Origin of the sequence: Brevibacillus gelatini, assembly GCF_050920745.1 — a bacterium.
Classification (GTDB): Bacteria; Bacillota; Bacilli; order Brevibacillales; family Brevibacillaceae; genus Brevibacillus; species Brevibacillus gelatini.
The window spans coordinates 1,000,800-1,016,856 of record NZ_CP154342.1; the positions used below are offsets into that span (position 1 = coordinate 1,000,800).

General features: G+C 51.2%; 18 protein-coding genes. 13 read left to right on the forward strand and 5 right to left on the reverse strand.

Annotated elements, in window-relative coordinates; genetic code table 11:
- The 13 genes from cyoC (at position 1) to AAFJ72_RS05235 (ending at position 10,532) form a co-directional block, all read left to right on the forward strand.
- Positions 1-603 (forward strand): cytochrome o ubiquinol oxidase subunit III, encoded by a 603-nt coding sequence (gene cyoC, locus AAFJ72_RS05175; protein WP_122904364.1) that lies wholly within the window; start codon positions 1-3, stop codon positions 601-603.
- 1 nt (position 604) lies between these two features.
- Complete coding sequence (cyoD, locus tag AAFJ72_RS05180) at positions 605-919, forward strand: cytochrome o ubiquinol oxidase subunit IV (RefSeq protein ID WP_432776305.1); 315 nt, start codon at positions 605-607, stop codon at positions 917-919.
- A gap of 156 nt (positions 920-1,075) precedes the next feature.
- A complete protein-coding gene (locus tag AAFJ72_RS05185) occupies positions 1,076-1,645 on the forward strand; it encodes an FAD-dependent oxidoreductase (RefSeq protein ID WP_122904362.1) in 570 nt (189 codons plus the stop codon).
- Between the two features lie 148 nt (positions 1,646-1,793).
- Positions 1,794-3,317, forward strand: a complete 1,524-nt coding sequence (locus AAFJ72_RS05190; RefSeq protein ID WP_432776306.1) for an MDR family MFS transporter — start codon at positions 1,794-1,796, stop codon at positions 3,315-3,317.
- A 202-nt stretch (positions 3,318-3,519) separates the two neighbouring features.
- Positions 3,520-3,810 carry a DUF3817 domain-containing protein gene (locus AAFJ72_RS05195; RefSeq protein WP_122904360.1) on the forward strand — a complete coding sequence of 97 codons (291 nt, stop codon included), beginning with the start codon at positions 3,520-3,522 and terminating at the stop codon, positions 3,808-3,810.
- A gap of 204 nt (positions 3,811-4,014) precedes the next feature.
- Positions 4,015-4,743 carry an amino acid ABC transporter ATP-binding protein gene (locus AAFJ72_RS05200; protein ID WP_432776307.1) on the forward strand — a complete coding sequence of 243 codons (729 nt, stop codon included), beginning with the start codon at positions 4,015-4,017 and terminating at the stop codon, positions 4,741-4,743.
- 34 nt (positions 4,744-4,777) lie between these two features.
- Entirely contained in the window at positions 4,778-5,629 is an 852-nt protein-coding gene (locus AAFJ72_RS05205) for a transporter substrate-binding domain-containing protein (RefSeq protein WP_432776308.1), read from the forward strand.
- 83 nt (positions 5,630-5,712) lie between these two features.
- On the forward strand, positions 5,713-6,366 hold the full coding sequence (locus AAFJ72_RS05210; RefSeq protein ID WP_122904357.1) for an amino acid ABC transporter permease: 654 nt from the start codon (positions 5,713-5,715) through the stop codon (positions 6,364-6,366).
- A gap of 14 nt (positions 6,367-6,380) precedes the next feature.
- Positions 6,381-7,031, forward strand: a complete 651-nt coding sequence (locus AAFJ72_RS05215; protein ID WP_122904356.1) for an amino acid ABC transporter permease — start codon at positions 6,381-6,383, stop codon at positions 7,029-7,031.
- 80 nt (positions 7,032-7,111) lie between these two features.
- Entirely contained in the window at positions 7,112-8,380 is a 1,269-nt protein-coding gene (locus tag AAFJ72_RS05220) for a sensor histidine kinase (RefSeq protein WP_432776309.1), read from the forward strand.
- 3 nt (positions 8,381-8,383) lie between these two features.
- Positions 8,384-9,301, forward strand: a complete 918-nt coding sequence (locus AAFJ72_RS05225; protein ID WP_432776310.1) for a response regulator — start codon at positions 8,384-8,386, stop codon at positions 9,299-9,301.
- 149 nt (positions 9,302-9,450) lie between these two features.
- A complete protein-coding gene (locus tag AAFJ72_RS05230) occupies positions 9,451-9,741 on the forward strand; it encodes a hypothetical protein (RefSeq protein ID WP_432776311.1) in 291 nt (96 codons plus the stop codon).
- Between the two features lie 65 nt (positions 9,742-9,806).
- Complete coding sequence (locus tag AAFJ72_RS05235) at positions 9,807-10,532, forward strand: hypothetical protein (protein ID WP_432776312.1); 726 nt, start codon at positions 9,807-9,809, stop codon at positions 10,530-10,532.
- 202 nt (positions 10,533-10,734) lie between these two features.
- On the opposite strand, the gene AAFJ72_RS05240 is transcribed toward AAFJ72_RS05235, so the two are convergent.
- The 5 genes from AAFJ72_RS05240 to AAFJ72_RS05260 form a co-directional block, all read right to left on the reverse strand.
- Entirely contained in the window at positions 10,735-11,967 is a 1,233-nt protein-coding gene (locus tag AAFJ72_RS05240) for an IS110 family transposase (protein WP_005833250.1), read from the reverse strand.
- Between the two features lie 273 nt (positions 11,968-12,240).
- Positions 12,241-12,966, reverse strand: a complete 726-nt coding sequence (locus AAFJ72_RS05245; RefSeq protein ID WP_432776313.1) for an ABC transporter ATP-binding protein — start codon at positions 12,964-12,966, stop codon at positions 12,241-12,243.
- A gap of 4 nt (positions 12,967-12,970) precedes the next feature.
- The gene (locus AAFJ72_RS05250; protein WP_432776314.1) at positions 12,971-13,777 is read right to left on the reverse strand and encodes an ABC transporter permease; all 807 of its coding nucleotides are present in this window, start codon (positions 13,775-13,777) and stop codon (positions 12,971-12,973) included.
- 15 nt (positions 13,778-13,792) lie between these two features.
- Positions 13,793-14,386, reverse strand: coding sequence for a nitrous oxide reductase accessory protein NosL (locus tag AAFJ72_RS05255; protein ID WP_432776315.1), 594 nt, complete (start codon positions 14,384-14,386; stop codon positions 13,793-13,795).
- On the reverse strand, positions 14,383-15,738 hold the full coding sequence (locus AAFJ72_RS05260; protein ID WP_432776316.1) for a right-handed parallel beta-helix repeat-containing protein: 1,356 nt from the start codon (positions 15,736-15,738) through the stop codon (positions 14,383-14,385). The genes AAFJ72_RS05255 and AAFJ72_RS05260 overlap by 4 nt, the downstream gene beginning before the upstream one ends.
- Positions 15,739-16,057: the final 319 nt, after the last annotated feature.

Genomic DNA, 16,057 nt, shown 5'->3' on the forward strand with positions numbered 1-16,057 from the left:
ATGGCTAATCATCACGACCATAGTCATGGCCACGACCATCATGAAGAGCATGAGCAGCTAAAGGTTCTTGGCTTCTGGATTTTCGTTGTGACGGACTGCATTTTGTTCGGTACGCTGTTTGCCACTTATGCGGTAATGATGAACAGCTTTGCTGGCGGACCGACTGGAAAAGAATTGTTTGAAATGCCCGGGATCATCGCTTCGACCTTCATCCTGCTGACCAGCAGCTTTACCAGCGGACTTGCTGTGCTGGCGATGAACAAGGGGAAAGTTAATGAGCTGATCGCGTGGCTCGCTGTAACGGCTGCGCTGGGTCTTGCCTTCGTCGTGCTGGAGGTAAACGAGTTTACGCATTTGGTGCATGAAGGAGCAACCATGGCCACCAGCGGCTACTGGTCATCCTTCTTCACCCTGGTTGGTACGCACGGATTGCACGTATCCATCGGTCTGTTCTGGATGGTCGGGCTGATGATGCAGTTGAAGCGCCGCGGCATTACTGCGGTGACTCGCCGCAAAATCACCAATCTGAGCTTGTACTGGCACTTCCTTGACGTTGTGTGGATCTTCCTCTTCACAGTCGTCTATCTGATGGGGGTGATGTAAGATGACACAACATCAAAACCATGGCGATCACAATCACGGGTCGCTGAAGTCGTACGTAATCGGCTTCATCCTCTCGATTGTGCTGACCATTATCCCGCTGGTGCTGGTTATGAACCAGATGATGGAGAAAACGGCTCTCGTCATTACGATTCTGGTGATGGCCATCTTGCAATTCGTTGTTCAGTTGTTCTTCTTCATGCACATTCGTGAAGGGGAAAAACCGCGCTACAACGTACAGACATTGATCCTTGGCCTCGTGATCGTGTTTACGATCGTCGCAGGTTCCATCTGGATCATGATGTTTAACAAATACTAGGCACTGCCTATGGAAGAAAGCAAAAAGGCGTGAGTCAAGCAATTGGTTGCTTGTCTCGCGCTTTTTTATATGTTTACTTGCAGTCAGACCCTTTTCTTTTTTAAAACAAAGTATATAATAAAGTTGTGTAACGTATTTTGGAAAGGGGAGATTTCTTTGTTTGATATTGTGATTGTTGGAGCAGGTCCAGCGGGTGGAAGTGCAGCACTGTTTGCCGCGAAGGCAGGGAAAAAGACATTGCTGATTGACAATGACAAGAGCATGACCAAACGCGCGTGGATGGAAAACCACTATGGCATCATGGAAATCTCAGGCCCTGACCTGATCGAGACAGGGAAAAAGCAGGCTGCCAAATTCGGGGCAGAGCTGGTGGAAGACCAGGTAATCAACGTGAAAAAAACCGAGCAGGGACTGGTTGTCGAGACAGCGGAAAAAGGCTCGTTTGAAGCGAAGCACGTCATCCTGGCGACAGGCGCGGTAGTGGCGCTTGCGGAAGAGATTGGCGTCAAAACGAAGGACGGAACGGAGCCGCGCATCAAGACGGTGGTAGATGTTGACGCACAAGGAAAAACGAACATAGAAGGCATTTGGGCGGCAGGCACGTGTGCAGGCGTGAGCGTACATACGATCATTACTGCTGGTGACGGGGCCAAAGTCGCGATCAACGTCATCAGTGAGCTGAATGGCGAGCGTTATGTCGATCACGATGTGTTGAAAACAAACTGAGTCGATGTTGCTGCACCTTCTCTTTTCCCGGAGAAGGTGCTTTTTTGAGCAGGGAAAAGAGAGGGGAGGAACTACATAGACATATGGTCAAAATTGCACATAATAAACGAGGTTCGTTTGATTTGACGGATAAGGGAGGGGACCGGCAATGATTGCCAGGGAAAGCAACGTGAACTTTGTCGTCGCAGCGCTCATGCTTGGTCTTTTGATGGCGTCCATGGACAACACAATCGTGGCGACCGCGATGGGAACGATTGTGGGCGAGCTGGGCGGCATGGACAAGTTTGTCTGGGTGACGTCTGCCTACATGGTCGCGACGATGGCCGGGATGCCGATTTTCGGCAAGCTGTCCGACATGTACGGGCGCAAGCGGTTTTACATTTTTGGTCTGATCGTTTTTTTGGTAGGTTCCATTTTGTGCGGGACGGCGAACAGTATTGTCGAGCTGAGCATTTATCGCGCGATTCAGGGGATCGGCGGCGGCGCGTTGATGCCGATTGCCTTTACGATCATTTTTGATGTGTTTCCGCCGGAAAAACGCGGGAAAATGACAGGGCTGTTCGGGGCGGTTTTCGGTACGTCCAGCGTGTTCGGGCCGCTGCTAGGCGCGTACATAACGGAGTATGTCAGCTGGCACTGGATTTTTTACATCAACGTGCCGATCGGGGCTTTGTCGCTCTGGTTTATCAGCGTGTACTACCGCGAGTCGCTGGAGCATCGCAAACAGAGCATCGACTGGTGGGGAGCGATTACGCTTGTCGGAGCGGTCGTCAGCCTGATGTTTGCCCTGGAGCTTGGCGGCAACCAGTACGCCTGGGATTCCGTACAGATCCTGGGACTGTTCACGGCCTTTTTGCTGCTGTTCATTGTTTTTTTGTTGGTGGAAAAGAGAGCGTCCGAACCGATTATTTCGTTTGCGATGTTCAGGCAGAGGCTGTTTGCGACGACCAATGCGGTCGCACTCTTGTACGGCGCCGCTTTTATCATTACGACTGTCTATTTGCCGATCTTCATCCAGGGGGTGTACGGCGGGTCTGCAACCAATTCCGGGCTGCTCTTGACACCGATGATGCTCGCTTCTGTGGTCGGCAGCCAACTGGGCGGATTTCTCACGACGAAGATGAGCTTTCGCAGCATCATGCTGTTGTCCGCTGTCTTTTTCGTACCGGGGATCTTCCTGCTCGGTACATTGTCGCCTGAAATGGCCCGTTCCACTGTAACAGTGTACATGATTTTGACAGGCTTTGGTGTCGGATTTTCTTTTTCCGTGTTGGGAATGTCGGCGGTGCACGGCTTTGACATGCGGCAGAGAGGCTCGGCCAGCTCGACCAACTCGTTTGCCCGCTCGCTCGGCATGACGCTGGGAATTACCGTTTTTGGCATTTTGCAGCGCAACCAGTTTGAAAACGGCATGGCGTCGGCTTTTTCGGGACAAGGGGCTGTCGAGGCGATCACGGACCCGCGAGCGATTTTGACACCGGAAGCGCGGGCGGCGATCCCGGCTCCAGTGCTGGAGACGATCACGGATATTCTCGCCTCCTCGATTGCGCAGACGTTCATGTGGGCACTCGTGCCTGCCATTCTCGCCGTCGCCTGTATTGCGCTGATGGGCAACGAGAGAGTGTTCGCCAAGGCGAAAAACGCACCTCAACCCAATCCTGAACGCGGGTAAGCAGAAGAGACTGGGGAGCGAGGGACCTTTCGGCTCGGGGCCATCGAGCATCTGCACGCAGAAGTGTGCTGGATGGAGCGCATCCGCGAAGAAGCGTGGGGCCGCTAGTTTTGAATTTATTATGAACAATGGGCAAATCCCATCATTTTGATAGTTTTTCGTTTATAATGGTGATAATTACGGGCAAGGATGGTATCTGCACATGATGAATACCGCACTCGGACGTTTTCGCGTCATTGGCATTATCGAAGGAATTTCGTATCTGGTATTGCTCCTGATTGCCATGCCATTGAAGTACTATTTCAATTTTCCCGAGGCTGTAAAGATCGTCGGATCGCTGCACGGGTTGTTTTTTGTCCTCTACATTTTGGCGCTGGCGCATGTGACCTTGAAAGACAAATGGTCTGTTCTCAAGGTGATTGGCGCGTTTGTCGCGTCGCTCTTGCCATTTGGCAACTTCGTTCTGGATGCGCGATTGAAAAAAGAGCAATAGACAGCAAAGTTAACCCGGTCGTTTTCTGTGCCAAACAGGCAGGAAGCGGCTGGGTTTTTTGTTTTTCTTCCACGACAAAAAGCGGAAACGATGACTTTATTATTAGAAAATTATAAAGAAAAATAATATACTTTGTATTTTTCAGTAGATTCGGGTAGTTCGTCCTTACTATTCAACTAAGACAGAGAGCAAGGGGGGATCTGGTTGATTAGTTTTCATCAAGTAAACAAACATTACGGGAACTTTCACGTCCTGAAAAACATCGACCTGCATATCAACCAGGGAGAAGTAGTCGTCGTCATTGGCCCGTCCGGGTCGGGTAAAAGTACGATGGTTCGTTGCATCAACAGATTGGAAACGGTTACAAGCGGTGAACTGCTGGTGGACGGGGTAAAAGTAAACGACAAAAACACCGACATCAACAAGTTGCGCCGCAACATCGGCATGGTGTTCCAGCATTTCAATCTGTATCCGCACAAAACGGTGCTGGAAAACATTACGCTGGCGCCGATCAAGGTGCTGGGCGTATCGCAGAAAGAAGCAGAGGAAACGGCGCTTTACTACCTGGAAAAAGTAGGGATTCCGGATAAGGTGGACAAGTTTCCGACCCAACTCTCAGGCGGTCAGCAGCAGCGTGTAGCGATTGCGCGTGGACTAGCCATGAAGCCGAAAATCATGCTGTTTGACGAACCGACCTCAGCGCTCGATCCCGAGACAATCGGGGAAGTATTGGATGTTATGAAAAAGCTGGCGAAGGAAGGCATGACGATGGTCGTGGTCACTCACGAAATGGGCTTTGCCCGCGAAGTGGCGGACCGGATCGTGTTCATGGACCAGGGCCGGATTCTCGAAGAGGCTACGCCGAAGGAATTTTTCGAAAATCCGCGTGAAGAGCGCGCACGCCTGTTCCTGAGCCGCATTTTGAATCACTAAACATACAAATAAAAAGAGAAGAGGGGTAATTCAGATGAAAAAAAGCTTGTGGAAAAAAATTGCAGGTATGGGTCTTGTATTGATGCTTAGCGCAACCGCACTGGCAGGCTGTGGCGGGAGCAAAACCGAAGGAGGCGCGGAAGGCTCTGCAACTGGTGCGAGCGCTGGTGCCGGAACATTGGCAAAAATCAAAGAAAGAGACAAGTTTGTCGTGGGTGTGAAGTACGACCTGAACCTGTTCGGACTGAAAGATCCGACGACAGGCAACGTAGAAGGCTTCGACATCGACATCGCCAAAGCGATTGCGAAAAAAGTGCTCGGTGACGAGAACAAAATCGAATTGAAGGAAGTTACCTCCAAAACGCGTATCCCGATGCTGAAAAACGGTGAGATTGATGCGATTATCGCGACAATGACCATCACCGAGGAACGCAAAAAAGAAGTAGACTTCTCCGATGTGTACTTCATGGCAGGACAGTCCTTGCTGGTGAAAAAGGACAGCCCGATCAACAGCGTAAAAGACTTGCAAAAAGGCATGAAAGTGCTGACCGCAAAAGGCTCGACTTCCGCGAAAAACATTCGCGAGAGCGCACCGGAAGCAGAAGTGCTGGAGTTTGAAAACTACGCAGAAGCCTTCACCGCGCTGAAAGCTGGCCAAGGTGACGCGCTGACGACCGATAACGCTCTGCTGTACGGTATGGCGAAACAAGATCCAAACTTCCGCGTAACCGAAGAAACCTTCACCGAAGAGCCATACGGCATCGCGATCAACAAAGGCGACGCTGAGTTTGTAAAAGTGGTGAACGACTTGCTGAAAGAAATGAAAGAAAACGGTGAGTACGACAAGATTTATGAAAAATGGATCGGGGAAAAACCAAAAAATTAAGCGGTTCGACTCCATGACGGATGAGCGGTTCACTCTGCCGCTCATTCCCTTATTTTCTTACGACTAGGGGGATCGCAACAGAGATGATCGATTTTTCTATCTTGTTTGAGCACGGGGACATGTTTCTCGAAGGCTTCTGGAACACCGTGCAAGCCAGCTTGCTCGCTCTTGTCGGAAGCTTTGCCTTAGGGACGATTTTCGCGATTTTTCGGATTTCACCGATTCGCCCGCTCAACTGGATCGGTACCGCTTACGTTGAGTTTGTGCGCAACATCCCGCTGATTCTCGTCGTCTTCCTGTTTTTCGTCGGATTGCCGGCACTCGGGATTGTCCTTTCGCCATTTGTCGCAGGGACGCTCGGGCTGACCGTCTATACGGCTGCTTTTATCGCGGAGACGATTCGTGCCGGGATTCAAGCGATTCCAAAAGGACAGATGGAAGCAGCACGCTCCTCGGGTCTGACCTACAACCAGGCGATGCGCTACATCATTTTGCCGCAAGCGATCAAGGTCGTAATCCCGCCGATGGGCAACCAGTTTATCAACCTGGTGAAAAACTCCTCGGTGCTCGGTGTCATTGCCGGTCTTGACCTGATGTATTTCGGCGACCTGATTTCCGCCGAGACGTTTGTGACGTTTGACGTTTACATTTTTGTCGCATGCTTTTATCTGATTCTGACACTTCCGTTGAGCTTGCTCGTAGGCCACCTGGAGCGACGCTTGGCTGGAAGCCGCTAAGGGGAGGGGACATCATGGACTTTATCGGAGCATACGCGCCCAGTCATTTGACCTTCCTGCTAGAAGGTTTCTGGATTACCTTGCAGGTTGCCTTTTTATCGATTGTGTTCAGCTTTGCCATTGCCATCGTCGTAGGGGTTCTGCGCTACGCGAAAATTCCCGTCGTCTCCCAGGTGCTGGCGACCGCCGTCGAGCTGATTCGTAACTTGCCGCTCTTGTTGATTATTTTCTTTACGTACTTTGCCTTGCCGGAGGTCGGCATCAAGCTGGACAAGTTTTACGCAGCTGTGCTGGCGCTGGTCATCTTTGAGGCTGCCATGCTGTCGGAAATCGTGCGCAGCGGTTTGAAATCAGTGGAAAAAGGGCAGATTGAGGCTGCGCGTTCTTCTGGTCTGACCTACGTGCAGACGCTGTGGCACATCGTGCTGCCGCAGGCGCTCAGACGGATGGTTCCGCCAATTGTCAGCCAGTTTATCTCGCTTTTGAAGGACACCTCGCTTGCAGTCGTGATCGCGCTGCCGGAGCTGATGAACCACGCGCAAATCATCAATGGGCGAAACGTCAACTACGTGATCCCGATCTTCCTGCTGGTAGCGGTCATGTACTTTGTGGTCAACTACGGTTTGTCAATTGTTTCCAAACGCCTTGAAAACAAACACGCCTGATGGAACGGCAACTTTTTTCGATCTCCGGTTCTTTGTAAAATAAGAATGGGAGATCTTTTTATGTACGAAAGGGGGCATTTATGCGCGAGCGCCTGCTGGTCCTCATGATTATTATGCTGGCAACCGCCTTTTTCGGAGAGATGAAGGTCAACCCGTTCGGGGGATCGTTTCGTTTCTCGCTGGGGATTGCCGCTTTCTTTTTCGGCCTGCTCTGGTTTTCGTCTGTCCCTGTGATCTTGACCGGCTTTTTGACCGGGACATTCATTCTCATCTTTCGCGTCGGGCTGGATTTGCTGATGGCATATCGGCCGCTCCTGGAGAGTGTGTCAGTCCACCTGCCGTCCGCCTTTTACTACTTCAGCTTCGCGATTTTGTTCCGGGTGCTGCGGGCCCGAGACTACCTGGAGTTTCCGCTGAAGCTGGGGCTGATCGGCGCGTCTGTCGACTTTTTGTCCAACCTGGTTGAGTTGCGGGTGCGCGAGTATGTTACCGACTTTTCGCCGCTTGCGTGGCAGAGCTTTTTCATGCTCCTGTTCTTCGGGGTGTTGCGCAGCTTTTTTGCCGTCGGGTTGTACAACAGCGTCTCGATTCGGCAAATTCGCGCGGTCGGGGAGGTGCGACAGCAGGAGCTGGAGCGGCTGCGGATGATTAACACAGAACTGTACGAAGAGGCGTTCTACCTGCGCAAGTCGATGACGCAACTGGAAGACATTACGCGTGAGAGCTATCGGCTGTACAGGCGGCTTTTGACCTCGCATCCTGCGGAATCCCCGGCGGCGCTGGCGATTGCCGAAAATGTGCACGAGGTGAAAAAAGATTCGCAGCGCATCCTCGCAGGCATCTCCAAGCTGATTAACCAGGAAGGACTCGCTGCCCAACTGCCGATCAGCGAGCTGTGCGATCTGGTGATGCGAGCCAACCGGAAGTATGCAGAGATGCTCGGAAAACAGATTCAGTTTACCTGGCACTGTTATGCCAGCTTGTCGACAAATCAGATTTACGCGCTATTGTCTGTGCTGAACAATGTGGTGGCCAATGCGGTAGAAGCGATTGACGAATCGGGTAAAATTGTATTGAATGTCCAGTTGGACGGGCGCTACATTGTCTTTTCCGTGCTGGACAGCGGACCGGGGATTTCGCAGGAGGAACGGGAATGGGTGTTTGAACCGGGCTATACGACCAAGTATGATGAGAAAGGAAACGCGTCCACTGGCATCGGCTTGACACATGCGAGAGGCATCGTGCAGAGCTTGCAGGGACAACTGCAAATTTTGCACGACAGAGGGCTGTGGACGCACTTCGAAGTGCGGATTCCGACAGATCAACTGCTGAGAGGGGAGGGAGTATAGCTGATGATACGGTTCTTTTTGATTGAAGATGATGCCGTCGTGCGCCGCATGCTGGAGCGTATCATTGCAGACAGCGGTCTGGGTGAGATCGTGGGTCAGGCCAGCGATGGCAACCGTGTCTCCATCGACCAGCTGTACGGGGTGGACGTCGTGCTGATCGACTTGCTCATGCCGGGGCTGGACGGCATCCAGACGATCAAAAAGCTGCAAGCGGAAGGATTCACGGGCCGATTCATCATGGTTTCCCAGGTGGAAAACAAGGAGATGATCGGGGAGGCTTATTTGCAGGGGATTGATACGTTTATCCAAAAGCCGATCAACCGCCTGGAGGTCATTTCTGTGCTCAGGAGGGTAGCCGATTACCTGACACTGGAAGCCTCGCTGCAATCCATCCGCAAGTCGCTGCAAATTTTGGATGTGAAAGGAAGAGAGCAGCCGACGAGCGGGCTGAAAAACCCATCCCTGGACGAAGATAACCTCTCGCAAAAAGCGAGACAGCTGCTGCTCCAGCTTGGCATCGCCAGCGAAGCGGGAGCGCACGATCTTTTGGCCATCATGGGTTGGCTTGCCGAGAACGAGCGGGGCGTGGACAGGCTGCGCGATTTGCAGTTGAAGGAGCTGTACACGCAAATTTTGACCAAACTGCATGGCACCCTCGACGAACAGGCGCTGACCAAAGAGGTGCGAGCGATGGAGCAGCGCATTCGCCGCATGGTGCTGCAAGCGTTTACGCATTTGTCCTCGCTCGGGCTGACCGATTACGCCAACCCGACCTTCGAGCACTTTGCTCCGCGTCTGTTCGATTTTCAGGAAATTCGCCAGCGAATGCAAGAGCTGGAGGCCGGCGAGAAAACGACGAAGTGCCGGATCAGTGTGAAAAAGTTTTTATCTGTTTTTTATATGGAAGCAAAGGCGATTTGAGGTGGGGGAGCATTAAAATTTTGGCTGTCGATTTTATCGGCAGCTTTTTTGCTATGTCGGCTAAACGTACTGTTGTTTGTTTGGGTGAAGTGTCAGAATTTCCGGAATGGTACTTAGATGTAGTAAAATGGAAAAAGGGGGGTTAGGAAATGGAAAATACACGTATGCAATGGAACCAGTTGTTGAGTGGAGTTCGTTTGCGAGACAGACAGGTGAAAGATCGAACCAAGGATAACGAATACGATTTGCGTAATGACTTTGATGACGACTTTACCCGATTGGTAATCAGTTCGGCTGTTCGCAGGCTGCAAGATAAGGCACAGGTTTTTCCCTTTGACAACAATGATTTTGTGCGTACACGCCTGACCCACTCTCATGAGGTAGCTACCATTGGCCGTTCTTTGGGGATTAGCGTGGAAAAGTACCGGTTTGTGGCATGACGGATACTTATGCGCTAGAATTGTATCAAAAGCTGTCGGGCATTAAATTGTAAGGGGGGCTATCTATGGGCGGGGCATGGAAATGTGCTCAAGATGACGATAAGCAGACACATGTCATCCTAAAAAGGATTGAACAGCTAAGAACAGTCAGCCCAAAAGTAGACCGCTTGCTAAATGACCTTAGTGCCTATGGCGATTTAATTTTTATTGGTGGCGCGGTGCGGGACTTGGCTGAGTGCAGAACTCCACGCGATTACGATATTATTGTCGATAGCTCACATACCGATTTTACAGCAGCTTTTTCAGGCTTGTCTTACAAACAAAATCGTTTTGGGGGCTATAAGCTTAAAGTAGATGGAATGGAATTTGATATATGGGGAATACAAACGAACTGGGCTTTTCGCGAACGCTTGCTAGCCCCATGCTTTGAAAATATATCAAAAGGCGTCTTTTTTAATTTTGATGCCCTTAGCTTCCATTTGCAGCGGCAGAGCCTTGACTGTACGTATTTTTTGGAAGCGATAGATAATAGAGTACTGGATATTTTGCTAGATGATGAAGTTGTATGGAAAAATCCAACACCGGAAGTCAATGTTGTCCGAGCGTGGAAGATACATAAGACACGAGGACTGCAATTTTCTGATCGAGTGAGGAAGTATATCAGGGATTGGGCTGCTACTGCGCATAATCCCCAAGAGAGACTTTTGGAGGCAGAACGTAAACATTACGGAGATAAGAGTACGTATTCTCATGAGGACTATGCACAACTCTTATCGGTTATTGATGTTTGATGCGAAAAGCGACTGGACAAAAAGGGTGATTTCGCTAACGCTTTCATAATCAGAAGCATTGCGGTATCAACGTTTCTCACAGACAAAAGGGGCATCTCGAAGTCGAAATATCGACTTTTTATACGAAAATGCCCCCCCTAAAAAGCAAAAAAAGGGACGGACTACAGTTGGTTGCTAGATATATCCAAAATATGGTATTTACTTACACGACCTCAGTTGGTTCAATCATTACCTTGAACCCTTGTGATTCAATTCTCTTGATCCAATAATCAACAACTCGATCCTGATCTTGTAAGTAATCCCATCCAAACTCTTGATACGTTATGTTATTTTTCAACATGTGATATATAATACGTAATATGAGGTGAGCCGTGGCCATCGTAGCTTTTTTCTGGCCTCTTCGTTTCTGGATGCGATAAAAAAACGAAGCGAGCCGAGTGCCTTTCGATTTACTCGCGGCCCAAGCTGCCTGGCAAAGTACGGCTTTCAAGCTCCTGTTTCCCTTCGTGGTTCGGGAGCTTTTTTTCTTGCCCGCACTTTCGTTGTTCCCTGGACTTAAACCTCCCCATGATGAGAGATGGGCATCCGATGGAAAACAAGACATATCGTATCCGATTTCTGCTAGGATGACCGCCGCCGCATCCTTTTGAATCCCCGGAACGGTGATGAGTTGTTCAACAATGTCCAAATGAGGACTGAGGAGCCTGTCGATTTCTTTTTCGATTTCCCTAATTTGTTCTTCGAGATACCTCAAGTGATCGAGGTGCATCCCGATTATTTTTCGATGATGAGCTCGAACTCGACCATTCAAAGCCTCTATAAGTTGCGGAACTTTTCTTTTCAGTGATGTTTTGACTAGATCTTTTACTTGGTCTGGACTTAGCACCTCACCGTTCACAATCGATTCGAGTAAGGCTCTTCCGGATACACCGAATACATCACTCACATATGTTGTCAGCTTGATGTTGGCATCCTGCAAAATCTTGTGGATTCTGTTTTTTTCCGCCGTAGCATCACCGAGCAGCTTTCTCCGATAACGAGTGTAATCGCGTAAATCTCGAATATTTTCGGGCGGAACAAAGCTGGGAGTGATCAGCCCACAGCGGAGTAATTGAGCAATCCAAGCTGCATCTTTTACATCCGTTTTTCGACCTGGAACATTCTTGATTCTCTTAGCGTTGGCGAGTACCAATGTAAAGCTCCCTTCAAGAACGTTCCATACCGGTTTCCAGTATACTCCTGTGCTTTCCATTGCAATGTGCGTACATTCGTATTGATGGAGCCAATCGTGAAGTTCAAGGAGTCCTTTGGTAGTGGTAGAAAAAGTCTTGGTTTCTTGTTTCGGTTTTCTGTCCAAAGGACCATACATAACACATGCTACCACCGTCTCTTGGTGTACATCGAGTCCAGCACATCGTTCTAATATTGCATCCATTCCCATCACTTCCTTTGTAGAAAATGATGCAGGCCATGCACCCGAAGCAAAGTATTTTTATACACGTACTCATGGTAACAATCGGCGGTGCTCGTAGGTGCAGTCGGCCGGTTTGAGACTCGGGGTTATTGCCACCAAAAAAGTATCGGCCTGTGACCTGCTAATTTTATTATGAAATCAGCAGGTTCACAGGCCAAGTACATTTTCATTCAATGTGGTGGCTGTCAGGCCATGGTAGTTTGAGACAGCCCCTTTCTGCGATTTACGGTTCATTTACGCATGCGCGCGCGATACCAGCTCAGCAAACGCGCCGTACAATCCGGTTGTGCCGTACTGCTCCTGATATGCTTCAATCTTGTCGTCGCGGACGATTTGCCCGTTCATGAGAAAAATTGCCCGGTCCGCCACGGCATCAGCGACCTGGAGCTGGTGCGTCGAGAAGATGACGGATTGTCCCGCCAACCGCAGTTCACGCACCAGGTCGACGAAGGCGTCCATCCAGTAAGGGTCGAGGCCGTTTGTCGGTTCGTCCAGGACGACGAGTGCGGGATTCGCGAGGATCGCCTGGGCGAATAGCAACCGCTGCTGCATACCTTTGGAAAAGTGCGACACGCGCTTGTTACGGACATCGTGCAGGCCGACTGCTTTCAGCATTTTGTCGGCGTCCTTGGCGGTGCGGTTGCGCAGGGCGGCGTAAAACTCCAGCGTTTCGCGGGCAGTCAGGCCAGCGCTGAAAGAGAAGTGGTCAGGCATATAACCGATCTGCTGCAAGTATTCGACGCGCTGTTCCTCCCAACTCAGGCCATTGAGCCGGATCGTGCCAGTCGTGGGACGGAGGATGCCGACCAGCATGCGCAAGATGGTGCTTTTGCCCGCACCGTTTCCGCCGCACAGGGCGACGACCTCGCCAGGCTCGATGCGCAGGCTGAACGGGTGGACAATCGTTTTGTCGTTGATCGTTTTGCTTACCTGATCGACCGTAAGTCCGAACGTTTGCATTGTGTTACCTCCTTTCCCATGCCCAGGTAGCGATCCACAAGGTCGCGCCAACCCAGAGCAGACAGAGCGCGACGAAGCACACGTCGCCGAGCGCAGAGTCCATCCAGTAAATCCACTTGTAGTATTCGGGGCCGAAGATCGCACCGCCGCCCAGCCTGGTCACAGAGTAAATCCGCACAAATTCAGCCGGGTTGAAAAAGGTAACAATCTGCAACAAAGGCTTGATCCACGTATAAGGCACGAAGCTGAGAACGGAAATCAAAAGCGTCGGCCAGGCCAAAATGTAGAAAAACCAGATGCTGACGCCCATCGTCAAAGCTTGCCAGCGGTTGCGGCACAACGCGCCGATCACCATCGCGATCCCCAAAAACAGCAGGATGAGACAGATGGAAAAGACAAGCAAAAACAGCAGGGTAGAAACGGCAAAGCTTTTTCCGAGCAGCAGTCCAGCCACGCCAGAGATGCCGTAGCCGAAGCTGACAATGGCGATCAGCACCAGCGCCTGTCCCACGTATTTGCCTACGAGAAACGACGAGGTTGTCATCGCGTAGGTAGAGAGGAGTTGCCAGTTTCCTTCCTCTTTTTCTGCGGTGAGGGAAAAAGAGGAGAGCAGCATGGTCATCAGCGGCAGCAGGTACAGGATGAGATTGAGCATCGTGCCTGTCGTATACGTGTAGCCCTCCATGTAGGATTGCGACTGGATGATGAGAAGCCCCAGGCTGAACAGGGAGAACAGCGCCATGAAGGAGTAGGACCACGGATTGCGGAAGCCTACTTTTACTTCCCGTTTGGCGATCAGATTGATGTGCAAGGCTCTCCACTTCCTCTATTCGTGGTGTGTCGTTGTCGTCGTGCTGTTGCCGTGAGCAGGGGTGCTTTCCATGCTGCCCGATTGATGTTCGCCCTCAGAATGTCCTTCCGAGGAATGCCCGTCCTTTTTCATATGCTTGCTCATGCTGCGCTCCCACGTATGCGTCTTCAGGCCTTCCGCATCCATGATGACGCCTTTCTTTTGCTCCGCGACGAAGTTTTCAGCTTGTGCCTTGTCTTTGAACGAGTAGATGCCGTAGCTCATCGGGGTTTTGAATTCCTTGTCATAGGCGAATGTCGCCTGCTCGGCTTTTGTCCACTCCGCCGTGTAGTAGTCGCGGACGTACTGCGCGGCGACTTCATCGGTACCGTGCTGTTCTGTCCATTCGTGCAGGCAGCCGATGTCGTCGAATTTCAGCGCTTTGCCGTCCTTCAAAATGATTTCGGTTGCGTTGTGATCGTTCGGGACGTGCATGTGGCAAATGTCGCATTTGTCCACGCCTTCCGCGATCTCGACTGGCTGTGCTTCTTCCTTGCCGCAACCGACGATGAGCAGACTGATGCCTGCAATTGCTCCGAGTGTAGTCAGCCATTTTTGCAATTTCATCATGATTTTTTCACTCCTACGTAAATGAATGTGCAGCTTCCTGCCAAAAGGATCAGGCCAAGGATGGCTGCGCCCCAGTTGCTGTTTGTCTGGGATTCGGCAGAGACAACAGCGGCGGTCGGCATCAGTGGGGTTTCGTCCCGAATCGGGCTGCCTGTGCCGCTCGTAAACAGATTTTCCAGAAACACGAAGCCCGGCGATTGGAAAAACAGCTGATAAGCGGGAATCGCGTCTGTCAGGCCGAGGTAAAAAGGATTCATTTCATACGGCAGATCGCTTTTAAGATCGCCGTCCACATCCAGGCCGAGCAGATTGTCCCAGTAGTTGCCGTTCAGGTTGTCTGTCGCGCTGTCCTGGGCCTGGGCGGCAATGACATTGGAGATGAACTGGTTGTTCGTCCACGTATTTCCGGTGGAGGCGGTCAACTGCATGCCGACGAAGTTGAGCGAAAGGCGGTTGCCTGTGACCGTAATTCCGCTGGAGCGCTCCAGGTATAGCCCGACGCGGTTTCCTTCGATACGGTTGTCGGCCAGCAGTGAGTTTTTCACGTCGTAGAGCAGGATGCCTTGGGAGTTCGGGTTTTGCTGCTGTTTCAAAAAACGGTTTCCGACAACGGTGGCATTGGCTGTTTCCATCAGCATGGCACCTGTTACGTTTTCACTGCCTGTATTGTTTTTCAGGGAGGTTTGCGTGGTGCCCATCAGGTGGTAGCCGTAGCGCGATTTTTCCACCCGGTTTTGCGTGAGCTCGTTCCCCGTGCTTTTCTCCAGGTAAATCCCGTCAAAGACGTTTGTGACCAGATTGTCAATCAGATGGTTGTCGTGCGAGTCGTACAGGTCGATGCCGTTTCCTTTTTGCGCCTGGACTGTTGCCTTCGGCTTGCTTGCGCTTTTGGACAAATGCGCGCTATGGTCGTGGCCGGCACTTGTACTGCCCCTGTCCTTTACCTTGCCGATGACCGAAACGTTGCGCAGCGTATTGGCATTCGCGCCTCGCAACTGAATCCCGGTTCCCATCGTTTCCACAGTGACTTTTTCCAGCAGGTTGCGATTGCCGTTTATGATAATGGAGGCATCTTCGCTGTTGATTCTGCTGTCCAGCACCGTGATGCCTTGCAGGGTCACGTCGTCTGCGGCGATTGTCAGGGCAGCTTCCTCACTCGGATTGGTCAGCCTGACCTTTCCTTGTGCCAGCAGCTTGAGCGGCTTCGTGATGCGGATGGGACCTTCGTACTTGCCTTCCGGTATCGTGACAGTGTCGCCTGGTGCGGCTTGGTCGATCAGTGCTTGCAGGGAGCCAGTCGACTCTTCGGCTTGCGCTGCAAAGGCGGTTGGCAGAACGACTGCAAGCGCCAACGAGGATGCCAGCAGCAGGCGGAACGCGATCTGGTTTTTTCTTGTGCGAGTCAGAGTAGATTCCCCCTTTGTAATGAGAGCTCTCGAACTTTTGGGAGGGAAGGGCTGCCAGCTACATTCAGGATAGCAGTCCCTTTTTATTTTCGGATGACTCAAACGGGCTATAAAACGTGGCAAAAATCGCAACGATTTTATAATAACTGGAATGGTTTTCTGCAGGCGGGCATGGCTGGAAGAGGCGGGGAAAAAGCGCTTTCTGCGCTGGTATTCGGACAAGGGGGGAATGGTTGATTGGAAGGGAGTTTCGGCATTGAAAACG